Here is a 24,671-nt window from a genome sequence, read left to right as displayed (position 1 = left end):
AAGACCGGTTCACCCCCCGTACAGCTCCTCGATCTGCCGTGCGTACGCCGCCGTCACCGCTTGGCGTTTGATCTTCAGGGAGGGGGTCAGGAGGCCGTTGTCCTCGGTGAACTCGCCCTCGACGATCGCGAAGGCGCGGATGGACTCGGCCCGTGAGACCGCCGCGTTCGCGTGGTCCACCGCCTTCTGGATCTCCGCCCGCATCTCCGGGTCCCGCGCGAGTTCCGTCAGCGAGGTGTCCCTGGGGCGTTTGCGTACCGTCAGCCAGTGTTCGACGGCCTCGGGGTCCAGGGTGATGAGCGCGGCCACGTACGAACGGTTGTCCCCCACCACGATGCACTGGCCCACGGGAGCCCGGCTGCGCAGCCGGTCCTCCAGGATCGCGGGGGCGACGTTCTTGCCGCCCGAGGTGACGATGATGTCCTTCTTGCGGCCGGTGATGGTGAGGTAGCCGTCGGCGTCCAGGGCGCCGATGTCCCCGGTGGCGAGCCACTCGTCCCGCAGGACGGCGTCCGTCGCCGCCGGGTTGTTCCAGTAGGAGGTGAAGACGATGCCGCCCTTGATCAGCACCTCTCCGTCGTCCGCGATGCGTACCGCCGTGCCCGGCACCGGCAGGCCGACCGTGCCGGGGCGTGGCCTCAGCGGTGGTGTGATCGTCGCGGCCGCTGATGTCTCCGTGAGGCCGTAGCCCTCGTAGATGATGATCCCGGCGGCGTAGAAGAAGAGGTTCAGGTCGCGGTCCAGGGGCGAGCCGCCGCTGATCGCGTAGCGCATCCGGCCGCCGACCTCCTTGCGGATGCGGCGGTAGACCAGGAGTTCGTACAGCGCCCAGCCGAGGCGGAGGCCGACGGACGGGCCGGGAGCGTCCTTGGACAGGAACCTGTTCAGGTACGCCTCGCCGAACCGCACCGCCACCCGTTCCGCCCGGTCGAAGGACGCGCCCCGGCCGATCTTCTCCGCGGTGGCCCGGCCGGTCTCGTGGATCTTCTCGAAGAGGTACGGGACGCCGACCACGAACGTCGGCCTGAAGGCGCGCAGCTCCGGGCGCAGTTCGTCCGGCTTGATGCTCGGGCAGTGGCCCAGCTCTATACGGGCCAGCATGCAGGCGATCTGGATCGTGCGACCGAGGATGTGGGCCAGCGGCAGGAAGAGGAGCGTGGACGCGACCTGGCCGGTGATCTCCTTGAAGACGGGGTGCAGCAGCTCGACCGTGTTCGCGGCCTCCGCGTGCAGGTTGCCGTGGGTGAGGACGCAGCCCTTGGGGCGGCCCGTGGTCCCCGAGGTGTAGCAGAGCGTCGCCACGGAGTCGGGAGTGAGCGCGGAGCGGCGTTCGGTCATCTCCTCGTCGGGGATGTCCCTGCCCGCCGCCGTCAGTTCCGTCATCGCGCCGTCGTCGAGGGTGCGGATGCGCGGCGGGTGGTCCAGGGTGCCGCAGGCCTTCTCGGCCGTGGAGGCGTTCTCCGCGGTCTCCGCGATGAGCACGCGGGCGCCCGAGTCGCGGACGATCCACTCGATCTGCTCCGCCGACGACGTCGCGTAGATGGGTACGGTCTGGCCGCCCGCCGCCCATATCGCGAAGTCGAGGACCGCCCACTCGTACCGCGTGCGCGACATCAGCGCGACCCTGCCGCCCGGTTCGAGGCCCGCCGCCACCAGGCCCTTCGCCGCCTCGGTCACTTCGCGCGCGAAGGCCGCCGCCGTCACCGGGAGCCACTGGCCGCCCTGCTTGCGGCGGAGCACCACGGCCTCGGGGGCCTCGGCCGCGTTGATGAACGGGATGTCGGCGATGCTGCCCGTCGCCGGTCGTCCCGCGAGGGCGGGGGTGTGGGCCTCGCGCACCGTGCCGTGCTCGTCCTTGACCAGTTCGACCCGGGCGCGCTCGGCGAGGCCGCCCTGCCGCTGTGCCCTGCGCAGATCCTTGCGTACGCCCATGACGGCTCCCGGCTTTCGGCTGACTTGCCTTACTTGCCTTGCTGCGACGTGCCGTTGCTTACCTGCGAGTCAACTTACCTACACGTAAGGAAACTTCAATGGGTCGCGTCGCGGGAATCCACGGACCCCGCCGCTTCCCTCATCCGGGCTCTGGGAGACTGGGCGCTCCGTGAGTTTACTTCTGAGTAAGGAGATGGCCGTGGCGGACGACGTCAGCAGGATCGCGGGGCTCGACTTCGCGAGCGTCACCCCCGAGGAGTTCGCCCGCCTGGTGAAGGAGCTCCCCGACAAGGAGATCACCGCGATCGCCCGCGACGGCGCGCTGCGCACCCGTGTCCTGCGCGAGGTCTTCGGCCGGATGGAGCGGCAGTTCAGGCCGGACGCGGCCGGGTCGCTCAAGGCGCTGATCCGCTGGCGGATCACGGGCAGCGGTGACAACGGCGACGCCGTGTACGAGACGGAGATCGACGAGGGCTCCTGCGTCGTGCGCGAGGGCGGCTCGGACGCGGAGCCGCGCCTCACGCTCGTCCTGGCCGACCCCGAGTTCCTCAAGCTGGTCTCCGGGAACGTCGGGCCCGTCAAGCTCTTCATGCTGCGCAAGGTCAAGGTCATCGGTGACGTCGCCCTCGCCGCCGGGCTCACCCGGTACTTCGACATACCGAAGGCGTAGCCGGGCGGCGCCACGGCCGGGCGTTGACTCAAGCCTCGACTGACCTGCGCCGATGTACCGTGCATGACGTCTACGTACTCCTCCGGTGTCCGTGCGGCGCGGCCCGCCGCCGAGCGCTCCGACGGCGCGGGGCTCGGGCGATGGCGCGGGCTCCTGCGCGTCGGGCTCTGCCTGCTGCCCGCCCTCGCCGTCGCCGTGGCCGGCTTCCAGCGGCGGTGGATGTCGGACGACGGACACATCTACGTGCGTACGGTCCGGCAGGTCCTCGCCGGCAACGGGCCCGTCTTCAACGCCGGGGAGCGCGCCGAGTCGTCCACGGGGACGCTGTGGCAGTGGCTGCTCGTGGCGGCCGGCGCGCCCGGCTTCGACGTCGCCGCGGCGGCCGTGTACGGCGGGCTGCTGCTCACCGCCGCCGGCTTCGCGCTGGCCGGTCTCGCGGCGCTCCGGCTGTACGGCGGGGACCGCCTCCTGCTGCCCTGCGGAGCCCTGGTGCTGCTCCCGCTGCCGCCGGTCTGGGACTTCGCCACCTCCGGCCTGGAGACCGGGCTCGCCACCTGCTGGATCGCCGGTGCCTGGCTCGCGCTCGTCGCGCGTCCGCGCTCCCCGGTGACGTGCGCGGTGCTCGGCCTCGGGCCGCTCGTACGGCCTGACCTGGCGCTGGTCTCCGCGGTCTTCCTCGCGGGGCAGTGGGTGACCGCGCGGCCCTCGTGGCGCGGCGTACTCGCGGGCGCCGGGGCCGCGGGCGCGCTCCCCCTCGCGTACGAGGTCTTCCGCATGGGGTACTACGGGCATCTGATGCCGCTGCCGGGCGTCACCAAGGAGGCCTCGCGGAGTCTGTGGGGGCGGGGTCTCGACTACCTCAGGGACTTCGCCGGGCCCTACGTGCTGTGGCTGCCGCTGCTGATCATCCTTGCCGCCGCCCTGGCGTGCCTGCCCGCGCGCGGGCGGGCCAACCCCCTGACCGCCGCGAGCGTCCGGCGGCTCGTCCCCGTGGCCGCCCCGCTGGTCGCGGGCGCCCTGTGCTGGCTGTACGTCATCAGGGTGGGCGGCGACTTCATGCACGGGCGGATGTTCCTGCCGGGGCTGCTCCTGATGCTGCTGCCCGTCTTCCTCGTGCCCCCCGCGCGCGCGTGGACGATCGCGGCCGCCGGGGTCGCGGTCTGGGCCGTGGCCTGCGGGGCGGTCCTGCGGATTCCGTACGAGGGGCGGATCGGCCCGCAGGGGATCGCGGACGAGCGCGGCGTGTACGTACGCCAGAACGCCGCGGCCCACCCCGTGCACCACGGCTTCGCCGGGCAGCCCGGCAACATGGCGTACGCCCGGCTCGTCCGCGAGAGCGTGCGCGAGGGCGAGCTCCTGGGCCAGCGCACGCTGCTGCTCGCCCATACCGCGCTGCCTGCCGCGCGGCCCGGCGTGACCGGCGTCTACAACACCCTCGGCTTCAGCGGCACCGTCATCCCCCTCTCCGGGGCGGCGCTCGACCCGATCGGGCTCGCCTATCCCCTGGCCGCCCACTCCGAGAGCTTCAACGGCCGGGTGGGGCACGACAAACGGCTTCCTGACGAGTGGATCGTCGCCGAGCGCGGCATGCCCGGCGCGCTGCCCGCCGGCATGGACCCCGCCCGCGTGGACGCCGCACGGCGGGCCCTGCGCTGCGGGCCGTTCGCGGAGCTGCGGGAGGCCACGCGGGCGCCGCTGACGGCGGGGCGGTTCTGGCGGAACCTGACGGGTGCCGTGGAGCGCACCTCCTTCCGGTTCTCCAACGATCCGGTGCGGGCGGAGCGGGAGGCGTGCGGGCCGCAGGGCTGACGGGGAGCCTGTCAGGGCCGAGCTGAAAGGGGTTCAGGCCGCGGTCGGGGGATCACCGCGCAGGACGGGGGCCATGGCTTGCACGGGTCTTGTGTTGTGCGCGATTACGTCTGAAGCTGATGGTTCTTGTTGTCTTACGTTCGGAGTTGCCGCATGAGCGCCCACCGTCCGAGCCGCCGTTCCCTCCTCGCCACCGGTACCGCCCTTGCGGGCTGGGCCGCCTTCGCCTCGCAGAAGCAGGCCTTCGCCGCACACGGGAGAGCCACCGGCGCGGCCACCGCCGCGGCGGCCGGGAAGCCCGAGTGGAACGCGAACCCCCGCGTGTTCCAGGTCAACAGAGAACCCGCCCGCGCCCGCCTCATCCCGTACGCCTCCACCGCCGACGCCCTGCGCGGCGAGTCGACGAAGTCGCCCTACTACCGCTCGCTGAACGGCCGGTGGGCGTTCCACTGGGCCAGGAACCCGGAGAAGCGGCCGGTCGGCTTCGAGGCCGAAGGCTACGACGTGAGCGACTGGGACCGGATCACCGTCCCGTCGAACTGGGAGATCGAGGGCTACCCGCACCCGGTCTACCTCAACATCAAGTACCCGTGGGAGGGCTACGAGAAGCCCGACTTCCCCGACGTGCCCCAGGACTTCAACCCCGTCGGCTCCTACCGCCGCACCTTCATCGTGCCGCGCGCCTGGCGCGGGCGCCGCACGCTGCTCTCCTTCCAGGGCGTGAAGTCCGCGTTCTTCGTCTGGGTCAACGGCGAGAAGGTCGGCTACAGCGAGGACAGCTACACCCCGGCCGAGTTCGACGTCACCGAGCACCTGCGCCCCGGCACCAACTCCCTGGCGGTCGAGGTCTACCGGTGGTCCGACGGAAGCTGGCTGGAGGACCAGGACATGATCGACCTGTCCGGGATCTTCCGTGACGTGTACGTGTACTCCGTACCGGAGGTGCACGTGCAGGACCTGGAGGTGCGGACCGGCCTCGACGGGGCGTTCCGCGACGCGGAGCTGTCCGTCGCCGTCACCGTGCGGGACCGGGGCGGGGAAAGGGGCGGGGAGCGGGGCAAGGAGCGGCGGGCCCACCGGGTCGACGCCGTGCTGCACGACGCCGAAGGGCGGGTCGTGCCGGGCGGGCGGCTGGGCGGCGACGCCGTGCCCGGTGAACCCCTGCGCCTCAAGGCCGACATCGGGAAACCGGCGCTCTGGTCGGCCGAGCAGCCCCATCTGTATACCCTCGTCGTCACCCTGCGGGACGGCTCCGGCAAGGCCGTCGACGTGCAGCGCACCCGCGTCGGCTTCCGGCAGGTGGACTTCGGCCCCGGCAAGCTGACGGTCAATGGCCGCCCCGTGATGTTCCGCGGCACCAACCGGCACGAGTCCCACCCCGACCACGGGCAGGCCGTCCCGGAGTCCGTGATGCTCCAGGACGTGCTGCTCATGAAGCGGCACAACATCAACGCCGTGCGCACCTCGCACTACCCCAACCACCCGCGCTGGCTGGAGCTCTGCGACCAGTACGGCCTGTACGTCATCGACGAGACCAACCTGGAGACGCACGGCGTGCGCGACCGGCTCCCCGGCTCGCTGCCCGAGTGGACGGACAACTGCGTGGACCGCATCCGGTCCATGGTCGAGCGGGACAAGAACCACCCGAGCGTCGTCGTCTGGTCGCTCGGCAACGAGGCCGGTCAGGGCGGCAACTTCAAGGCCATGGCCGACTGGGTGCGCGCCCGCGACGACTCGCGGCCCGTGCACTACGAGGGCATGAACTCCGTCGCCGACCTGCACAGCGAGATGTACACCAAGCCCGCGGGCGTCGAGAAGTACGGAAAGTCCGGCGACCCCAAGCCGTACATGCTCTGCGAGTACTGCCACTCCATGGGCAACAGCGGCGGCAACCTCCCCGAGTACTGGGAGATCTTCGAGAAGTACCCGAACCTGCACGGCGCGTTCGTCTGGGACTGGTGCGACCAGAGCATCCGGCTGCCCATACCGGGCGACCGCAAGCACACGTACCTCTCCTACGGCGGGGACTGGAAGCCCGGCTACCCCACCGACGGCAACTTCTGCGGCAACGGCCTCGTCGCCTCCACCCGCGCGCTCCACCCGGGCATCATGGAGATCAAGAAGGTCTACCAGCCGGTCTCCTTCGCCGCGGACGACCTCACCGCGGGCTCGGTCCGCGTCACCAACAAGCACCTCTTCACCGCTCTGGACGCGTACGAGCTGCGCTGGACCGTCACGCGTGACGGCGAGGAGATCCAGCACGGAACCCTGGCCGCGCCCGACGTGGCACCCGGCGCCTTTGGCACGGTCCGCGTCCCGTACGAGAAGCCCGCGCGCCCGGAGCCCGGCGCCGAGTACTGGCTGAACCTCGCCTTCGCGCTGCGGAAGAAGGCCGACTGGGCCCCGGCCGGGCACACCGTGGCCGTGGGCCAGTTCGCCCTGGCCTGGTACTCGCCCGCCCCCGCCGATCCGGAGCCGGGCACGCTGCCCCGCCTGGACCTGCACGAGGACGACAAGGAGGTACGGGTCACCGGCCGCGCCCTCGAACTGGTCCTCTCCAAGGCCACGGGGACCCTCTCCTCGTACAAGGTCAAGGGACGGCTGCTCCTCGCGGGCGGGCCCGTGCCCCATCTCTGGCGTGCCCCCACCGACAACGACATCGGCCGCAAGTACCCGGAGCAGGCCGCCACCTGGCGCGAGGCGGGCGCCAAGGTCAAGATCACCGGGGTCGAGGCCGCGCAGCCGTCGCCCGGCGAGGTCACCATCGAGGTGAGCGCCACGCTGCCGACCTCGCCGAAGGCGTCCGCCTGGCGCACGGTGTTCACCGTCCGCGGCGACGGCGAGGTGCGGGTCAGGCACACCCTGGAGGCCGCCGACGGACTGCCCGACCTGCCGGTGGTGGGGGCGCTGCTCACGCTGCCCGCGGGGTTCGAGCGGCTCGACTGGCTCGGGCGCGGGCCGCACGAGAACTACCAGGACCGCAAGTCCGGTGCGCTGGTCGGCCGTTACCGCTCGACCGTCGACGAGCAGGTCGCTCCGTACCTGCGGCCGCAGGAGACCGGCAACAAGACCGACGTACGCCGCGTCACGCTCACCGACCGCTCGGGGGACGGCCTCGTCGTCCGCGCCGACCCGGCGGACGGGGAGCCGTTCCTGGAGTTCAGCGCCCTGCACCACACGCCGGCCGACCTGGAGGGCCCGCGCCACCCGCACGACGTGACGGGCCGCGCGGAGACCTTCCTGGCCGTCAACCACCGCCAGATGGGAGTGGGCGGCAACGACTCATGGGGCGCGCCCCCGGAGGAGAAGTACCTGCTCCACGCGGGCCGCACGTACACGTACGCCTACCGGCTGCGGGCGGCCGACCCCCGTTAGGGACGACCGGGCCCCTTTTGGGGCGCGGGGAACTGCGCGACCAGCCACGACGGCGCCGCGGACAGAGATGAAGCGGACGGCGGTCATCCGGCAAGGCCCGCCCCGGGTGGGATCTCCCCCCGGGGCGAGTCGGCGCTCGGCGCCCGGCCGGTGAGCCGCACGGCCTGGTCGACGGCGCCGGCCAGGTCCCGCACCTGCTTCCCGCCGCCGGGCAACGCGTCCGCGCGCCGAGCCAGCTCGGGCAGCGACGGCGCCCCCGGCAGCGGCGCGGCGTCCTTGGGCGCGTCGTACCCACCGCCGCCGCGGCCCCGCAGCGCGTCCGCGAAGTACGCGGCGACGGCGGCCACCCGGAGGCCGCCGTCGGCACGCCACAGCGTCCCCTCCAGGTCGGCCGCCCGGACCCGTCCGGACGCTTCGCGCGGGGCCCGGCTCTCCGGGTCGAGCCAGCGCACGCGAGCCGTCGCGAGATGCCCCTCGGCCCCCGGCTTCGCACGCACCGCGTACAGCGCGGTCACCGTGTGGCCGGGGCCGATCTCACCGCCGTCCACGGAGTCGTCGCGGAAGTCGTCGTCGGCGACGGCACGGTTCTCGTAGCCGATGAGGCGGAACTGCTCCACGTTCTCCGGGTCGAAGGCGACCTGCGCCTTCGCGTCCCGCGCCCGCAGCTCGACGTGGGCCGGAAGCTGCTCGCAGAAGACCTCGCGGGCCTCCTCCGCGTCCGACACGTACGTGGTGTGGCCGTCGCCCTTGTCGGCGAGCCGCTCCATGAGGGCGTCGCCGTAGTCGCTGCCGACCCCGACCCCGAAGAGGGTGATGCCGTGCTCGCGGCGGGCGTCGGAGACGCGGTCGAGGATGCCGTCGGCGCTGGTGTCGCCGGTGTTGGCGAGGGCGTCGGAGAGCAGCACGACGCGGTTGGTCGCGCCGCGTTCCCTGCCGCGTACGGCGGTGTCGTAACCGGTGGTGATGCCCGCTTCGAGGTTGGTGGACTGCGTGGGCTCCAGACCGCTGATCGCCCTGTGGACGCGGCCGCGGCCGGCGCCGGTGTCGCCGAGGCGGGTCATCGGCAGGACCGTCTCCGCGGTGTCGCTGAAGGTGACGAGGGCGACGGAGTCGTCGGGGCGCAGCCGGTCGGTCATGATGCCGAGCGACTCCTTGACGAGGTCGAGGCGGCCGGGCTCGGCCATGGAGCCGGAGACGTCGATGACGAAGGTCAGGGCGGCGGGCGGCCGTCCGGACTCCCCGTCGTCACCCCTGGTGGCGAGGCCGACGCGCAGCAGCGACCAGCCGTCGTCGCCGGTACGGGCGCCGTCCACGCTGACCGAGAAGCCGTCGCCGTCCGGCCGGGGGTAGTCCTGGCGGAAGCTGTTGACGAACTCCTCGGGGCGGACCGTCGCCGGGTCGGGCAGCCGTCCCTCGGCGAGGGTGCGGCGCGCGTAGCCGTACGAGGCGGTGTCCACGTCGAGGGCGAAGGTGGAGAGGTGGTCGGGCGTGGCCGGGGGGTCGTCGGGGCCGCCGGGGGTGGCCGCGTCGCCCTTGCCGCCGTCGGGCGAGTCGGGGGCCGGGGCGGGGAGCGGTGCGGTGCCGTCGGCCCGCTGCCTGCCCTTGCCGTCGGCCGTACGGTCGAGCCCGCCGGAGCCGCCGCTGTTGCAGCCGGTCAGCAGGAGCCCGCCCGCCACCGCCACGGCGACCACCCCGTGCCGTATCTTCCGGGTCCGCATCTCTCCCCCTCGCGTCGTCGGTCTTCCCGACTGTGACGCGGAAGCCCCTCCGAACGATCGCCCCGAGACATTGCGGATACGTCTCGATGCGGCCACGGGGCCGGCCCGGCGGGGGGCTCACGACGACCGGACCCGGCATGGGCAGGACGGCAGACGCCCCCGGGGAGCGGCCCCTACGACACCACGTCCTTCCGCGCGAAGCCACGGAACGCCAGGGCGAACAGCACCAGGGCGTACGTCACCGAGACCGCCGAGCCCTGGATCATGCCGCCCCATTCGGGGGTCGGCTGGATGGCGTCGGCCCAGGCGAACTGCCAGTGGGCCGGGAGGAAGTCGCGCCAGTGGCCGAGCGCCGTGACGGCGTCGAGGACATTGCCGACGATGGTCAGGCCGACCGCGCCGCCGACTGCGCCCAGCGGCGCGTCGGTCCGCGTCGACAGCCAGAACGCGAGGCCTGCCGTGACCAGTTGGGAGACGAAGATGAACGCGACGACGACCAGCAGGCGCTGCACCGCCGTGCCCGCGGGCAGCGCGCCGCCGGTGGGTATCTCCAGCGGCCCCCAGCCGTACGCCACCGTGCCGATCGCCAGCGCGACCAGCGGCAGCAGCACCATCGCCGCGGCGCTGAGGCCGAGCGCGACGGTGAGCTTGGACCAGAGCAGCCGGGACCGCGGCACGGGCGCCGCGAGGAGATACCGCAGGGACGACCAGCTCGCCTCGGAGGCGACGGTGTCCCCGCAGAACAGGGCCACGGGGATGACGAGGAGGAAGCCCGCCGACACGAACAGCGCGGTCGCCGTGAAGTTCGCGGCCGACGCCGTGGCCGTGTCCATCAGCGTCACCCGGCCGCTGCGGGACTCGGGTGAGCCACCGGCGACGGCGAAGGCGATGACGAGCACCACCGGCAGGAGCGCCATGACGGCGCCCATGACGAGGGTGCGGCGCCGCTTGAGCTGGCGGACGGCCTCCACGCGCAGGGGCAGGGTGCGGCCCGCGCGGTAGCCGGGGGCCGTGGCGCGCTCCGGGGTTGCGGTGGCGGTCATGCGGCGCCTCCTCCGATCAGGGTCAGGAACGCGTCTTCCAGGCGGCGGTGCGGGCCCATGGACTCCACCGGCACCTCCAGGCGCACCAGTTCGGGCAGGAGCCGCGCGGCGGTCCCGGCCCCGGTCCCGTCGAGCCGGACCAGCAGACCGTCGTCGGCGCGGACCGCCGAGGCCACGCCGGGCAGTGCGGCCACCTTCTCGACGAGCGGGTCGGAGACGTCCTGCGCGAGGCCGACCAGGAGTGTGTCCCCGGAGCCGACGATCTCGGCGACGGGCCCGGCCTGGACGAGGCGGCCGCGGTCCATGACGACGAGGTGCGTGCAGGACTGCTCGACCTCGGCGAGGAGGTGGCTGGAGACGATGACGGTGCGCCCGCCGCGCGCGTACCGGATCATGACCTCGCGCATCTCGCGGATCTGCGGCGGATCGAGGCCGTTGGTCGGCTCGTCGAGGATCAGCAGGTCGGGCATGCCGAGCATGGCCTGGGCGATGGCCAGGCGCTGCCGCATGCCCTGGGAGTACGTCCGCACGGCGCGGGCCAGCGCGGTGCCGAGCCCGGCGATCTCCAGGGCCTCGTCCAGGTGGGCGTCCTCGGCGGGGCGCCCGGTGGCCTTCCAGTACAGCTCCAGGTTCTCCCGGCCGGAGAGGTGCGGCAGGAATCCGGCGCCCTCGACGAACGCGCCGACCCGGGAGAGGACCGGCGCGCCCGGCCTGATGGCCTGCCCGAAGACGTGGATCTCGCCCGCGTCGGGCCGGATCAGGCCCATGAGCATGCGCAGGGTCGTCGTCTTGCCCGCGCCGTTGGGTCCGAGCAGGCCGAGGACCTGGCCCTTCTCCACGCGGAAGGACACGTCCCGTACGGCGTACCGGTCGCTGGACTTCGCGTACCGCTTGCTCAGGTCCGTGATCTGGAGGGGGACTTCGGCCAGCTCCGGGTCGGGTGCGGGCGCCGTCGTGCGGCGCCGCCCGGTGACGAGCAGCGCGAGGGCGATCACGGCTCCGGCGGCCGGCAGCCACCACACCCAGGCGGGCATCGGCGCGGCGGCGGTCCGCACGCCGGACGCCGTCGGCACCGTCAGGTCACCCTTGAGGGAGACGGTGTACTTGGCGGGCTCGGCGGGCGAGGCATAGCCGAGGTCGGTCGAGGCGACGACGAGGCGCAGGCGGTGGCCCTTTCGCGCCTCGTGGTCGACGGCGGGCAGCCGCAGCTCGACGTCCTTGCCCGCCTTGGTGCCCTCGACACGTACGGGAGCGACCAGTTGGGAGGGCAGGACGCGCTGCTTGCCGCCGGGCCCGACGTCGTAGACCTTCGCGAAGAGGACGGTGTCCTCGCCGGAGGACTTCACGTGCACGCGCGCGGTCGGCGTTCCGGTGATCCGCAGGTCTTCCTTGAGCGGCCGTGAGTCGAACTTCGCGTACTGCCCGGGGACGTCGAGGGAGACGCCGACGCCGAGCGAGGACATCTGGGAGAGGTTGCCCGCGCCGATGCCCGGCAGGCCGGAGATGGCGGGCGGGCTGGCGCCCGCGGGGTTGTCGAAGGTCTGCTCGCGCCCGCTGAGCGGCACGGCGCGCGGGTTGCTCTCCAGGCCCGGGTAGCGGTCGGAGCTCGCGCCGCGCAGCCGCGCGGCCCCGTCGGTGGAGTCCATGCCTCCGGTGCGGGTGACCCGGAACGCGGGGCCGGTGTCGACGCCCTTGTCGTCCTTCAGATAGCGGTCGAACCACGTGGTGACGCGCTGCTCCACCCGGCCGCGCTCGCGGTCGCCCCCGTCGTGGCCGCCCGCGATCCAGTCCACCTTCACGGGCGCGTGGTTGGCGCGGATCGCCTTGGCGATGGCGTCGCCCTGGCCGAGCGGGAAGAGGGAGTCGGTCTGCCCCTGGGTGAGGAGCGTCGGCACCTTGATGCGGTCGCCCACGGCGGCCGGGCTGCGCTCGGCGAGCAGCTTCCGCGCGGCGTCGTCCGGCTTCCCGGCGACCGCGACCCGGTCGTACATGTCGCACAGCCGCTTCTCGAACTGGTCGCAGCCGCCTCCGGCGTTCATGAACGTGCCCGCCCAGAGCTTCTTGAAGACGCCTTGGGGGAAGAGGGCGTCCGCGAGGTTCCAGTACGTGATCTGGGGGGCGATGGCGTCCACCCGGCGGTCGTGTCCGGCCGCGAGCAGCGACACCGCGCCTCCGTACGAGGCGCCGGTGACGCCCACGCGCGGGTCGCCGTCCTTGTCGAGCCGCACCTCGGGGCGCTTCGCCAGCCAGTCGATCATCTTGGAGACGTCGGCGACCTCGCCCTTCGGGTCGTTGAGGCCGATCTTGCCGGTGGACTTCCCGAAGCCGCGCGCCGACCAGGTCAGGACCGCGTACCCGTCCTCGGCCAGGGCCTCCGCCTGGTCCCGCACGTCGTTCTTGCTGCCGCCGAAGCCGTGGCCGATGAGGACCGCGGGGCGCTTGTCCGCGGGGTCGCCCGCCGTGAAGTACGAGGTGTCGATTTTCGCGCCGCCGGTGTCGAGCGTCCCGTCGGCCCTGTGCACCGCGGGACCCTCGTCCGAGGCGACGGCCGTCCAGGTGCCCGCGCCCGCGAGCAGCACGACGGCGGCCGCGGCGGCGACCAGCCGCCGCGGGCCGCCCCTTGTGCGCACGGGGCCGCTCTCGGGCCCCGTCCCCGTCCTGGGCCTGGGCAGTCGTAGATCCATGACGTCAACCGTACGGGCGAGGACCGACAACCGGGGCAACCGGCGGACTGAACTGTGCGCCCTCCCGCGGGAGTACGCTCCGCGCCCGGCATACCGCCGCCGTGGTACGCGGGCCGTGGCGCGTCAGGGGTGAATAGAGTCTGCACCCATGACATCCCCGTCCGCACCCATGACATCCCGGGAATCGCTCGCCACCGGCCAGCGCTCGCTCGGCGACCCTGCCGTCCGTTTCCCGCTGTGGCCTCCGCTGACCGCCGGCTGCCCGGTGACCAGCACGGAGAGCGTCTCGTACCCCGTAGAGGTCGACTACGCCTACGACGAGGTCCCGGCCGGCCTGTTCGCCACCGCCGCCGGGCAGCCGCGCGGCCACGACCGGTGGGCCCCGCTCCTGCCGCCGCTGCTCGCGCCGGGGCTCGGGGAGGGCGGCACGCCCCTCGTCCCCCTCGGCGACGGCCTCTGGATCAAGGACGAGTCCCGCAATCCGACCTGGAGCCACAAGGACCGCATCAACCGCGTCACGGTCGGCGCCGCCGTCGGCGCGGGCGCGGAGGGCGTCGTCGTCGCCTCGTCGGGCAACCACGGGGCCTCGGCGGCCGCGTACGCGGCGCGGGCCGGACTGCGCTGCGTCGTGATCGGCTCGACGGGGACGCCGCCCGCGGTGGAGGCGTTCCTGCGGGCGTACGGGGCCGTGGTGCTGTCCGTGCCCGTGGAGGCGCGGTGGCCGCTGCTGCGCAGGATCGTGGAGCGGTTCGGCTACCACCCCGTCAGCAACGTGACGCCCACGCACACCGGGCACGCCTTCGGGCCCGAGGGGTACAAGACCCTGGCCTACGAGATCTTCACGGAGCTCGGCGTGCCCGGTGCCGTGTTCCTGCCCACGGGGTACGGGGAGCTGCTCTTCGGCGTCTGGAAGGGGTTCACGGAGCTGGTCGCCCTGGGGCTCGCCGACCGGGTGCCGCGGCTCTACTCCTGTGAGCCCGCGGCCGGGGGCCCGCTCGCCGCCGCGCTGCGGGACGGGGTGCCCGCCACCCAAGTCCCCGTCGGGGAGACCGCCGCCTACGCGATCAGTTCGCCGGTCGGCGGGTACCGCGGGGTCGTGGCGGTCCGGGAGAGCGGGGGGCGGGCCCTGCTGGTCTCCGACGCGGAGATGGCCGCGGCGCGTTCGGAGCTCGCCGGGGCCGGCCTGTGGGCCGAGCTTTCCGCCGCCGCCGGGCTCGCGGGGTACCGGCGGCTCGGCCCCTCCGCCGAGGGGCCCGTGGTGTGCGTGTCCACGTCCAGCGGGTTCAAGGACCGTGACCTGCTGTCCCCGGGCGGCTCCGCCGAGGTGGACCCCGAGGACTGGGCGGAGGTGGAGCGGCGGGTCTCGGCGCGGCGCTGAGCCGGGCCGCCGGTTCGCGCGGCCCGGCCGGCGTTCGGGGGCCGGGGGGCGCCGGGGGTCAGCCCTGCCCGTCGTCCTCCGGCACGCTCACCAGCCAGCGCGTCTCCCGCCGCGGCCGCAGGTACAGGACGTAGTACAGCGTCGCCGCCGCCACGATCCCGCCGGTCCACACGAGGTACCCGGGCTCCTGCTGGCTCAGCACGTAGGCGAGGACCACGATCAGCACCACCGGCACCGCGGGCCACAGCGGCATCCGCCAGGCCGACCGGTGGCCGTGGCCGCCCCGCCTGGCCAGCAGCGCGGCCACCGCCACCAGCAGGTACATGCCGGTCACGGAGACCCCGGTCACCCCGTACAGCGTGTCGAGGTTGACGAAGCACAGGAGTGCTCCGGGTACTCCCACGAGCAGCGTGGCCACCCACGGCGCGCCGGAGGCGCCGAGCTTCGACAGGGCCTTGTTCACCGGCGAGGGCCACGCCTTGTCGCGGGCCGAGGCGAACAGGACGCGGGAGTTCTGGATGACCATGACGATGCCCGCGTTGATGATCGCGAGGGCCACGCAGAGGCTGACGAACGTACCGACGGCCGAGTTGGACCAGGCCGTCACCATGGCGCTGATGTCGCCCTCGGTGATGGCCGTCAGGCTCTCCGCGCCCATGGTGATCGCGACGACCGGCACCAGGATGATGACGGAGGAGATGGCGAGGGTGGCGAGGACGGTGCGCGCGACGTTGCGGCGCGGGTTCTCCAGCTCCTCGGAGAGGTAGACGGCCGTGGAGAAGCCCTGCGTGATGAAGAGGGCGATCGCGAGGCCGGAGACGATCAGCATGGCCGTGACGGTGTCGACGCCGCCGGGCCCTGAGCCCGCCACCGACAGGTCCACGAGGCTGCCCGCGCCCCGTTCGGCGTGCGCGAAGCCGAGTACGGCCACGAGGCCCGCCGCGATGACTTCGAGGACGAGGAAGATGCCGGTGATCCAGGCGTTGGCGCGCAGGTCGAGCAGGCCGGCGAGGGTGGCGAGGATCATGACGCCGGCGCCCGCGTAGGACGGGTCGAGGTCGAGGACCGGCGCCAGGTAGTCGGCGGTGCCCATGGCGATCACGGGCGGCACGATCATCACGACCAGGAGGGACAGGACGAAGACCAGCCAGCCGGCCAGGCGTCCCGCCATCGTGGAGACCATCGCGTACTCGCCGCCCGCGCTGGGGATGAGCGTGCCCAGCTCGGAGTAGCAGAACGCCACGCCCACGCAGAGCAGGGAGCCGATCGCGATGGTGAGCGCGGTCGCGGTGCCGAGCGAGGAGAAGAGGTCGGGGACGACCACGAAGAGCGTGGAGGCGGGCGTCACGCAGGACAGCGTCAGGAGGGTGCCTCCCACGACGCCGATGGAACGCTTGAGCTTCTGGGGATCACCCGGCACGGCCACCGGCGCCGGAGGGGCGTCGGCCGTGGTGGCGGGCGTGGGCGGGCGAAGCGTATCGCTCATACGGCGCGGTTCCGATCGACTCGTGCGGCGGGTGCTGCGGCGGGAGCCCTATCGCCTCCGAAGGCAGTCGAGCGTCTGTCAGTGGCTCCCGGCGCGTCATCGAACCCCGGCGATAACCGGAACGTCAACGGTCATTTACCTACGGAATCCGCAGCGCCCTGCCGACCCAAGTCGCCTGGCTTTCCCAAGAGTTTGTGCTCATGGGTGGCAATGAGTAGTCGGCTCTCGTTGTTGACCTTGTCTTCACAGGCATATCCATGCGGACACCTTCGCTGCCCGTATTGCACCGTGTGCACGGGAACCGCAAAGACGGCGTTAAAAAAGAAGGAAGGTCGTCCGGATACCGGACGACCTTCCTCCACGCGCTGTCACGCGCCGGTGACTCAGTGGTTGCGCGGGAAGCCCAGGTCGACCCCGGCCGGCGCGTCCGACGGGTCGGGCCAGCGGGTGGTGATGACCTTGCCGCGCGTGTAGAAGTGCGTGCCGTCGTTGCCGTAGACGTGGTGGTCCCCGAAGAGGGAGTCCTTCCAGCCGCCGAAGGAGTGGTAGCCCACCGGCACCGGGATCGGCACGTTCACGCCGACCATGCCCGCCTCGATCTCCAGCTGGAAGCGGCGGGCCGCGCCGCCGTCACGGGTGAAGATCGCGGTGCCGTTGCCGAACGGCGAGGCGTTCATGAGGGCGACGCCCTCCTCGTACGTGTCGACGCGCAGCACGCACAGGACCGGGCCGAAGATCTCGTCCCGGTAGGCCTTGGCGGTCGTCGGGACGCGGTCGAGCAGGGAGAGGCCGATCCAGTGGCCGTCCTCGTGGCCCTCGACCGTGTAGCCGGTGCCGTCGAGGACGACCTCGCAGCCCTCGGCGGCGGCGCCCGTGACGTACGAGGCGACCTTGTCGCGGTGGGCCGCGGTGATCAGCGGGCCCATCTCGGAGGTGGAGTCGTTGCCGGGGCCGATCTTGATCTTCTCGGCGCGCTCCTTGATCTTGCCCACCAGCTCGTCGGCGACCGAACCGACCGCGACGACGGCCGAGATGGCCATGCAGCGCTCGCCCGCGGAGCCGTAGGCCGCCGAGACGGCGGCGTCGGCCGCCGCGTCCAGGTCCGCGTCGGGCAGGACCAGCATGTGGTTCTTGGCGCCGCCGAGCGCCTGTACGCGCTTGCCGTTGGCGGAGGCGGTGGCGTGGATGTGGCGGGCGATGGGAGTGGAGCCCACGAAGGAGACGGCCGCTACGTCCGGGTGCTCCAGGAGGCGGTCGACGGCCACCTTGTCGCCGTGCACGACGTTGAAGACGCCGTCGGGAAGGCCGGCCTCGCTCAGCAGCTCCGCGATCTTCATCGACGCGGACGGGTCCTTCTCGCTCGGCTTGAGCACGAAGGTGTTGCCGCACGCGATGGCCAGCGGGAACATCCACATCGGCACCATGGCGGGGAAGTTGAACGGCGTGATGCCCGCGACGACGCCCAGCGGCTGGCGGATGGACGCCACGTCCACGCGGCTCGCCACCTCCGTCGACAGCTCGCCCTTGAGCTGCACGGTGATGCCGCAGGCCAGGTCGACGATCTCCAGGCCGCGGGCGACCTCGCCGAGCGCGTCCGAGTGCACCTTGCCGTGCTCGGCGACGATCAGCTCGGCGATCGCGTCGCGGTTGGCGTCAAGGAGCGCGCGGAACTTGAAGAGGATCGCGGTGCGCTTGGCGAGCGAGGACTTGCCCCAGGCCGCGAAGGCCTCGCGGGCCGAGGCCACGGCGGCGTCCACCTCGTCGACCGACGCGAACGCGACCTGCGTCGTGACGGCGCCGGTCGCCGGGTCGGTGACCGGGCCGTACGATCCGGACGCGCCCGCGGCCCTCTCGACGGGCTTTCCACCGATCCAGTGATTGACGGTCTTCGTCATGACAAACATCCCTACTCTCACAGGTGGCGGCGTCGGGCAGCGACGTGCCGGTCGTACTCTTCCCTGGCCTTGACCGCGGACACCCGGGTCGCCGTCTCGGCCACGGGCACATCCCACCACGCCTGCGCGGGAGGCGGGCCCGACACAATGTCTGCCGTTTCCGTCTCCACATAGACACATGTGGGACGGTCTGCGCCGCGCGCCTCCCGCAGGGCCTCGCGCAGCTCACGGACGGTTTTCGCGCGCAGCACACGCATGCCCAGCGAGGCCGCGTTGGCCGCCAGGTCGACCGGCAGCGGCCCTCCGGTGTACGTGCCGTCGTCCGCCCGGAAGCGGTAGGCCGTGCCGAACCGCTCGCCGCCCACCGAGGCCGAGAGCCCGCCGATCGAGGCGTAGCCGTGGTTCTGCAGGATGACGACCTTGACCGGGATGTTCTCCTGGACGGCCGTGACGATCTCCGTCGGGTTCATCAGATACGTGCCGTCGCCGACCAGCGCCCACACCGGCCGCCCCGGCGCGGCGAGCGCCACGCCGATCGACGCCGGGATCTCGTAGCCCATGCAGGAGTAGCCGTACTCGACGTGGTACTGCCGCGCCGACCGTGTGCGCCACAGTTTGTGCAGGTCACCGGGGAGCGAACCGGCGGCGTTGATGACGATGTCCTCGTCGGTCACCACCTCGTCGAGCACCCCGAGTACCTGGGTCTGGCTGGGGCGCACGTCCGGCTCGTCCGCGCCGTAGGCGGCGTCGACGCGCTGCTCCCAGCGCGCCTTGTCGCCCCGGTAGTCGAGGGAGAAGGTGGGCTCGACGCGGTACCCGTCCAGCGCCTCGGTGAGCGCTTCGAGCCCGGCGCGGGCGTCGGCGATCAGGGTGGCGCCCGCCATCTTGTGCCCGTCGAAGGGCGTGACGTTCAGGTTCAGGAAGCGCACTCCGGGCGCCTCGAAGAGGGTGCCGGAGGCCGTGGTGAAGTCGCTGTAGCGGGTGCCGACGCCGATCACCAGGTCGGCGGCGCGGGCCAGTTCGTTCGCGGGGGCCGTGCCGGTGTGCCCGATGCCGCCGACGTCCGCCGGGTGGTCGAAGCGCAGGGAGCCCTTGCCCGCCTGGGTGGAGGCGACGGGGATGCCGGTGGCGTCGGCGAGGCCGCGCAGGGCGTCCTCTGCGGCGCTGTGGTGGACGCCGCCGCCCGCGACGATCAGGGGCCGCCGCGCCGCGCGCACCAGGTCCGCGGCTTCGGCGAGTTCCCGCGGGTCGGGGGCCTGCCTGCGTACGGTCCACACCCGCTCGGCGAAGAACTCCTCGGGCCAGTCGTACGCCTCCGCCTGCACGTCCTGCGGCAGGGCGAGCGTGACGGCGCCGGTCTCGGCGGGGTCGGTGAGCACCCGCATCGCGGCGAGGGCGGCCGGGATCAGGGCCTCGGGCCGGGTGACGCGGTCGAAGTACCGGGACACGGGCCGCAGGCAGTCGTTGACGGACACGTCGCCCGCGTACGGCACTTCGAGCTGCTGGAGCACCGGGTCGGCGGGCCGGGCGGCGAAGGTGTCGCCGGGCAGCAGCAGCACCGGCAGGCGGTTGACGGTGGCGAGCGCGGCGCCGGTGACGAGGTTGGTGGCGCCGGGCCCGATGGACGTGGTGACCGCGTGGGTGGCGAGCCGGCCGGACTGACGGGCGTAGCCGACGGCGGCGTGCACCATGGCCTGCTCGTTGCGGCCCTGGTGGAACGGCATGTCTTCGGCGTACTCCACGAGCGCCTGGCCGACCCCCGCCACGTTGCCGTGCCCGAAGATGCCCCAGGTCGCGCCGATGAGCCGCTGCCTGGTGCCGTCCCGCTCGGTGAACTGCCTGGTCAGGAAGCGTACGAGTGCCTGCGCCGTGGTCAGCCTGACGCTGCCCGCGGTGTTCGCCGGAGTCCCCGTCATCGATATCCCTCCGTGTGGTCGGGGTGGAAGCAGATCCTCCACTCCCTCTCGTCGCCGGGTCCGGCCATCACGTTCAGGTAGTACATCGCGTGCCCCGGCTGGGCGACGGACGGGCCGTGCCAGCCGTCGGGCACCAGGACGGCGTCGCCGGTGCGGACCTCGGCAAGGACGTCGGTACCACCGTCACGGGAGGGGAAAACCCGCTGATATCCGAATCCGTCACGCCCTCCGTGGGCCTCGATCTCGAAGTAGTAGATCTCTTCGAGCTCGGTCTCGACGCCCGGACGGTGCTCGTCGTGCTTGTGCGGCGGGTACGAGGACCAGTTGCCGCCGGGCGTGATCACCTCCACCGCGATGAGGCGGTCGCACTCGAAGGCGTCGGCTGCCGCGAAGCCCCGGACCTCGCGGGCGCAGGTGCCGCTCCCGCGGCTCTCGATGGGTACCTCCGGCGCGGAGCCGTAGCGGGCGGGGAGTCGACGCTCGCACTTCGCTCCTGCCAGGGCGAAGCGGCCTCCCGCGCCGGAGGCGATGTGGACCTGGGCGTCGCGGGGCACGTAAGCGAAGTCGGAGACTCCGCTGAACACGCTCTCCCGGCCCAGGAGTTCGATGATCCCGTCTTCCGCGTGCACCGTACAGCCGCCGGTCAGCGGCAACACGATCCATTCACTCTCACCGGTGGTGAAGGCGTGCGTGCCGCCGGGCGGAATCTCGACGACACGCAGCGCGGAGTAGGCCCACCCTGCCCTCTTCGGGTCGATGTCGAGGGCGTACGGACCGTCGCTCGCACTCCCTTTCGGCACGTACGTCATATGGGGCCTCCAGAGCCTCTCTCGCCCGCTACAACAGTCCTACGGCGGTGTCGACCGCCCCCGCCACGTCGCCGTCGGGCGGGTAGAGCAGCGCCCTGCCGACGACGAGGCCCTGCACGGTGGGCAGCCGCAGCGCGCCGCGCCACTTCTCGAAGGCGGCGTCCGCGCCCCCGGCGTCGTTGCCCACGTCGCCGCCGAGCAGCACCGTCGGCAGGGTCGAGGTCTCCATGACCCTGGCCATGTCGTCGGGGTTCTCGGTGACGGGGACCTTCAGCCAGGTGTACGCGGAGGAACCCCCGAGCCCCGAGGCGATGGCGATGGCCCGCGACACGGCCTCCGCGCTCAGGTCATTGCGGACGGGGCCCCGCCCCTCGCGCCGGCTGAGGAACGGCTCGACGAAGACCGGCAGTTGCCGTTCCGCCATCGCGTCGACCGTGCGCGCGGCGGAGTGCAGGGTGCGCAGCGACCCCGGGTCGTCGTAGTCGACGCGGAGCAGCAGCTTGCCCGCGTCGAAGCGGAGCCGCGTCAGGTCTTCCGGCCGGTACCCGGTGAACCGGTCGTCCATCTCGAAGGCGGCCCCCGCGAGCCCACCGCGGTTCATCGACCCCATGACGACCTTGCCGTCGAGCACGCCGAGCAGCAGCAGGTCGTCCAGGATGTCGGCGGTGGCGAGCACCCCGTCGACCCCGGGCCTGGCCAGGGCCACGCAGAGCCGCGCGAGCAGATCGCCGCGACTGGCCATGGCGAGCGGATCACCCCCGACGGCGAGGGACCCCCGGGCGGGATGATCGGCGGCGACGATCATCAGCCGCCCGCTCCCCCCGACCAACGACCGCCGAACCCGCCGAGCGGCGGCCTCGCCAATGACCCCAGGCTCCCGCGCCCGAACCCGAGCAAGCGCCCCGACATCGACAGACTCAACCCTGTTCAGCCTGTTCAGCCCCTCCGGCACAGAGGCAGCGGCGCCCAGATTCAGCCCCTCCGGCGTTTGAGGAGCGGGGTCCGGGGCGGAGCCCCGAGAACGGCCACGGAAGGCGCCGGTCACAGAACAGCCCCGGCAGCAACAGCAGAGGCGACCTCGCCAGCAAAAGGCATGGCCGAAGAGCACTCGAGGCGGGACGCCACGATCGCCCCCGCGGCATTGGCGTACCGCATGGCCCGCTCCAGCCCCCAGCCGCTCAACAGCCCATGGCACAGCGCCCCGCCGAACGCGTCCCCGGCGCCAAGGCCGTTCAGCACCGTCACGGGAAGCGGCGGCACCTCAGCGACGTCACCCGCCCGGTTCATCGCGAGCACCCCCTTGGGCCCCTGCTTGACCACGGCGAGTTCGACCCCGGCGTCGAGCAACGCCCGCGCCGCCGCGCCCGGTTCCCGGCACCCCGTGGCGATCTCCACCTCGTCGAGGTTGCCGACGGCGACCGTGGCGTGCGCGAGGGCGGCGGCGTAGTGCGGCCGGGCTTCGGCGGGGTCGCTCCAGAACATGGGCCGCCAGTCGAGGTCGAAGACCGTGGTCCCGGCGGTCCGCGCGCCGAGCGCCGCCAGCGTGGCCGCCCTGCTGGGCTCCGCGCACAGCCCCGTACCCGTCATCCAGAAGATCCGCGCGGCGGCGATCGCCCCGAGGTCGAGTTCACCCTCGGAGATCTCCAGGTCGGGGGCCTTGGGCAGCCGGTAGAAGTACAGCGGGAAGTCGTCCGGCGGGAAGACCTCGCAGAACGTCACGGGCGTCGGCAGCCCGGGAACCCCGCTCACCCAGCGGTCGTCGACGCCGAACTCCCGCAGCGCCCGGTGCAGATAGGTCCCGAAGGGGTCCTGACCGGTGCGCGTCACGACGGCGACGCGGCGGCCGAGGCGCGCCGCGGCCACCGCGACGTTGCTCGCCGAGCCGCCGAGGAACTTCCCGAACGTGGTGACCTCGTCGAGAGGCACCCCCGTCTGAAGTGGATAGAGGTCGACCCCGATCCGGCCCATGGTGATGACGTCGTACGGATCACTCACCCTGTGCGTCCCTTCGCCGGGCCGGTCGGTCGTGTGCCCCCAGGTCTAATCCCGGCCCGGGAGCCCTGTCAACATTTTGTCCTTACATTCGGACCACTCCTTGACACTCTTCCGACGACGCCTGGAGGCTGGCCGACATGACGACGCTGTCTCGCATCCGGATCGGTTCGGCGCCCGACTCCTGGGGCGTGTGGTTTCCCGAGGACCCGCAACAGGTCCCCTGGCGCCGCTTCCTCGACGAGGTCGCCGAATCCGGGTACGAGTGGATCGAGCTCGGCCCGTACGGCTACCTGCCCACCGACCCCGCCGAGCTGGCCGCGGAGACGGGCCGCCGCGGCCTCAAGGTGTCGGCGGGCACGGTCTTCACCGGCCTGCACCACGGACCCGCGGTCTGGGAGAAGACGTGGGCGCACGTCGCGGACAACGCCGCGCTCGCCCAGGCGATGGGCGCCGAACACCTCGTCGTCATCCCCTCCTTCTGGCGCGACGACAAGACCGGCGTGGTCCTGGAGGACCGCGTCCTGACGCCCGGACAATGGCGCGAACTGACCAGCCAGACCGAGCGCCTGGCCCGCGAGGTCCGCGAGCGCTACGGCCTGCGCGTCGTGGTCCACCCGCACGCGGACACGCACATCGACACCGAGGAGAACGTCACGCGCTTCCTCGACGCCACCGACCCGGACCTCGTCTCGCTCTGCCTGGACACCGGGCACTACGCGTACTGCGGCGGCGACAGCGTCCAGCTCATCGAGACCTACGGCGAGCGCATCGGCTATCTGCACCTCAAGCAGGTCGACCCGGAGATCCTGGCCGGCGTGCGCGCCGAGGAGGTGCCGTTCGGGCCCGCCGTGGGCCGCGGGGTGATGTGCGAACCGCCCGTCGGGGTGCCCGCCCTGGAACCCGTGCTCGCCGCGGCCCAGAAGCTCGGCGTCGAGCTGTTCGCGATCGTGGAGCAGGACATGTACCCGTGCCCTCCGGACAAGCCCCTCCCGATCGCCCGCCGCACCCGCGCCTTCCTCCGCTCCTGCGGGGCCTAGAAGCCGCCTCGGGACGGGGCCCGCCCGGCGATGGACCACTCGACGGCGGATGCGTCGCTTCTGTCACAAAGAACCCCTTCCCGTCACACATGTCTCACCCGCGCGAAACCTGCGTCACAGAACGTCAACAGAGATCCACGCAGGGTAATTCGCCGCCGCTCACCGGGCACAGGCTGAGTGATCGCCGCGCGCCGCGCCCGGCCCCCCTGTCGGCCACGCCCGGCCGCCCCCGGGCGCGCGCAGGGAGGTGCCGCCATGACGGACCGCAGGCTCTGGTCGTACAAGGAGATCGCCGCGCACATCAAGGTGCAGCCCGACACCGTGCGCTCCTACCGCAAGCACGGGCTGCTGCCCGACCCCGACCACGTGGAGCGCGGCAAGCCCTACTGGTACGCGGACACGGTCCGCGCCTGGGTCGCCGCCCGCCCACGCAACAGAGGGCGCGGGGCCTGAGGGGCCCCGCCGCGAGGCGCCCCCGTCTCGTTGAGAAATACCCCCTAGGGGTATAGTCTTCGATGCGTCAGGAGGTCCCCGGGACTGCGGGGTCCCCTTTCGCACGTTACGTCGCACACGTACCCACGCCATCCGAGGAGAACGACATGAGCGCCCAGACCGAGCTCCCGCAGGCCGCGTCCGAGACGACCGGCTCCTGCTGCTCCCCCAGCGGTTCCTGCCACGGTGACGGCGCCGCGGAGACCCCGCAGGGCGCCGTCACCACGGTGTACGAGGTGACGGGGATGACCTGTGGCCACTGCGAAGGTGCCGTCGGCTCCGAGATCTCGGAGATCGCGGGCGTCGGTTCCGTCGAGGCCTCGGCCGCCACGGGTCTGGTGACCGTGGTCTCCGCGGCCCCGCTGGACGAGGAAGCGGTTCGCGCCGCGGTGGACGAGGCGGGCTACGAGCTCGTCGGCGTCAAGGCCTGAC

17 protein-coding genes are annotated in these 24,671 nt (G+C 72.4%); 7 read left to right on the top strand and 10 right to left on the bottom strand.

Annotated elements, in window-relative coordinates:
- Window positions 1–9 precede the first annotated feature (9 nt).
- Entirely contained in the window at window positions 10–1,932 is a 1,923-nt protein-coding gene (locus tag ACZ6JY_RS01400) for an AMP-dependent synthetase/ligase (RefSeq protein ID WP_469191054.1), read from the bottom strand.
- A 193-nt stretch (window positions 1,933–2,125) separates the two neighbouring features.
- On the opposite strand from ACZ6JY_RS01400, the gene ACZ6JY_RS01395 reads away from it, so the two are divergent.
- The 3 genes from ACZ6JY_RS01395 to lacZ all read left to right on the top strand — a co-directional run bounded on the left by ACZ6JY_RS01395 (window position 2,126) and on the right by lacZ (window position 7,786).
- Window positions 2,126–2,602, top strand: coding sequence for an SCP2 sterol-binding domain-containing protein (locus ACZ6JY_RS01395; protein ID WP_469191893.1), 477 nt, complete (start codon window positions 2,126–2,128; stop codon window positions 2,600–2,602).
- Between the two features lie 63 nt (window positions 2,603–2,665).
- Window positions 2,666–4,411: an arabinofuranosyltransferase AftB family protein gene (locus tag ACZ6JY_RS01390; RefSeq protein ID WP_469191052.1), complete on the top strand. Its 1,746-nt coding sequence runs from the start codon at window positions 2,666–2,668 to the stop codon at window positions 4,409–4,411.
- A gap of 153 nt (window positions 4,412–4,564) precedes the next feature.
- Window positions 4,565–7,786 carry a beta-galactosidase, LacZ type gene (gene lacZ / locus ACZ6JY_RS01385; protein WP_469191050.1) on the top strand — a complete coding sequence of 1,074 codons (3,222 nt, stop codon included), beginning with the start codon at window positions 4,565–4,567 and terminating at the stop codon, window positions 7,784–7,786.
- Between the two features lie 83 nt (window positions 7,787–7,869).
- Here lacZ and ACZ6JY_RS01380 read toward each other — a convergent pair whose 3' ends face one another.
- From ACZ6JY_RS01380 to ACZ6JY_RS01370, 3 genes are all read right to left on the bottom strand, one after another.
- Complete coding sequence (locus ACZ6JY_RS01380; protein ID WP_469191048.1) at window positions 7,870–9,504, bottom strand: vWA domain-containing protein; 1,635 nt, start codon at window positions 9,502–9,504, stop codon at window positions 7,870–7,872.
- Window positions 9,505–9,677: 173 nt separating this feature from the next.
- Window positions 9,678–10,547 carry an ABC transporter permease gene (locus ACZ6JY_RS01375; protein ID WP_469191046.1) on the bottom strand — a complete coding sequence of 290 codons (870 nt, stop codon included), beginning with the start codon at window positions 10,545–10,547 and terminating at the stop codon, window positions 9,678–9,680.
- Window positions 10,544–13,231 carry an alpha/beta fold hydrolase gene (locus ACZ6JY_RS01370; RefSeq protein WP_469191044.1) on the bottom strand — a complete coding sequence of 896 codons (2,688 nt, stop codon included), beginning with the start codon at window positions 13,229–13,231 and terminating at the stop codon, window positions 10,544–10,546. Before ACZ6JY_RS01370 ends, ACZ6JY_RS01375 begins: the two co-directional genes overlap by 4 nt.
- A gap of 148 nt (window positions 13,232–13,379) precedes the next feature.
- Here ACZ6JY_RS01370 and ACZ6JY_RS01365 point away from each other — a divergent pair, with 148 nt between their 5' ends.
- Window positions 13,380–14,609, top strand: a complete 1,230-nt coding sequence (locus ACZ6JY_RS01365; protein ID WP_469191042.1) for a threonine synthase — start codon at window positions 13,380–13,382, stop codon at window positions 14,607–14,609.
- 58 nt (window positions 14,610–14,667) lie between these two features.
- Here ACZ6JY_RS01365 and ACZ6JY_RS01360 read toward each other — a convergent pair whose 3' ends face one another.
- The 6 genes from ACZ6JY_RS01360 to iolC form a co-directional block, all read right to left on the bottom strand.
- The gene (locus ACZ6JY_RS01360; protein WP_469191040.1) at window positions 14,668–16,095 is read right to left on the bottom strand and encodes an APC family permease; all 1,428 of its coding nucleotides are present in this window, start codon (window positions 16,093–16,095) and stop codon (window positions 14,668–14,670) included.
- A 383-nt stretch (window positions 16,096–16,478) separates the two neighbouring features.
- The gene (gene mmsA, locus ACZ6JY_RS01355; protein ID WP_469191038.1) at window positions 16,479–17,990 is read right to left on the bottom strand and encodes a CoA-acylating methylmalonate-semialdehyde dehydrogenase; all 1,512 of its coding nucleotides are present in this window, start codon (window positions 17,988–17,990) and stop codon (window positions 16,479–16,481) included.
- 17 nt (window positions 17,991–18,007) lie between these two features.
- Window positions 18,008–19,906, bottom strand: a complete 1,899-nt coding sequence (iolD, locus tag ACZ6JY_RS01350; protein ID WP_469191036.1) for a 3D-(3,5/4)-trihydroxycyclohexane-1,2-dione acylhydrolase (decyclizing) — start codon at window positions 19,904–19,906, stop codon at window positions 18,008–18,010.
- A complete protein-coding gene (gene iolB / locus ACZ6JY_RS01345; protein ID WP_469191034.1) occupies window positions 19,903–20,715 on the bottom strand; it encodes a 5-deoxy-glucuronate isomerase in 813 nt (270 codons plus the stop codon). The genes iolD and iolB overlap by 4 nt, the downstream gene beginning before the upstream one ends.
- Window positions 20,716–20,743: 28 nt before the next feature.
- Window positions 20,744–21,646, bottom strand: a complete 903-nt coding sequence (locus ACZ6JY_RS01340; RefSeq protein ID WP_469191891.1) for a Cgl0159 family (beta/alpha)8-fold protein — start codon at window positions 21,644–21,646, stop codon at window positions 20,744–20,746.
- 110 nt (window positions 21,647–21,756) lie between these two features.
- Window positions 21,757–22,710: a 5-dehydro-2-deoxygluconokinase gene (gene iolC / locus ACZ6JY_RS01335; RefSeq protein WP_469191032.1), complete on the bottom strand. Its 954-nt coding sequence runs from the start codon at window positions 22,708–22,710 to the stop codon at window positions 21,757–21,759.
- A 137-nt stretch (window positions 22,711–22,847) separates the two neighbouring features.
- On the opposite strand from iolC, the gene ACZ6JY_RS01330 reads away from it, so the two are divergent.
- The 3 genes from ACZ6JY_RS01330 (at window position 22,848) to ACZ6JY_RS01320 (ending at window position 24,670) form a co-directional block, all read left to right on the top strand.
- On the top strand, window positions 22,848–23,747 hold the full coding sequence (locus ACZ6JY_RS01330; RefSeq protein ID WP_469191030.1) for a sugar phosphate isomerase/epimerase family protein: 900 nt from the start codon (window positions 22,848–22,850) through the stop codon (window positions 23,745–23,747).
- A 255-nt stretch (window positions 23,748–24,002) separates the two neighbouring features.
- Window positions 24,003–24,200, top strand: a complete 198-nt coding sequence (locus tag ACZ6JY_RS01325; protein WP_447037539.1) for a MerR family transcriptional regulator — start codon at window positions 24,003–24,005, stop codon at window positions 24,198–24,200.
- A 146-nt stretch (window positions 24,201–24,346) separates the two neighbouring features.
- Complete coding sequence (locus ACZ6JY_RS01320) at window positions 24,347–24,670, top strand: heavy-metal-associated domain-containing protein (RefSeq protein WP_469191028.1); 324 nt, start codon at window positions 24,347–24,349, stop codon at window positions 24,668–24,670.
- Window position 24,671: the final 1 nt, after the last annotated feature.

Source organism: Streptomyces sp. NPDC046335, from assembly GCF_055587985.1.
Note: the sequence above shows the minus strand (reverse complement) of the source record. Positions and strands in the feature narration are given on the sequence as shown.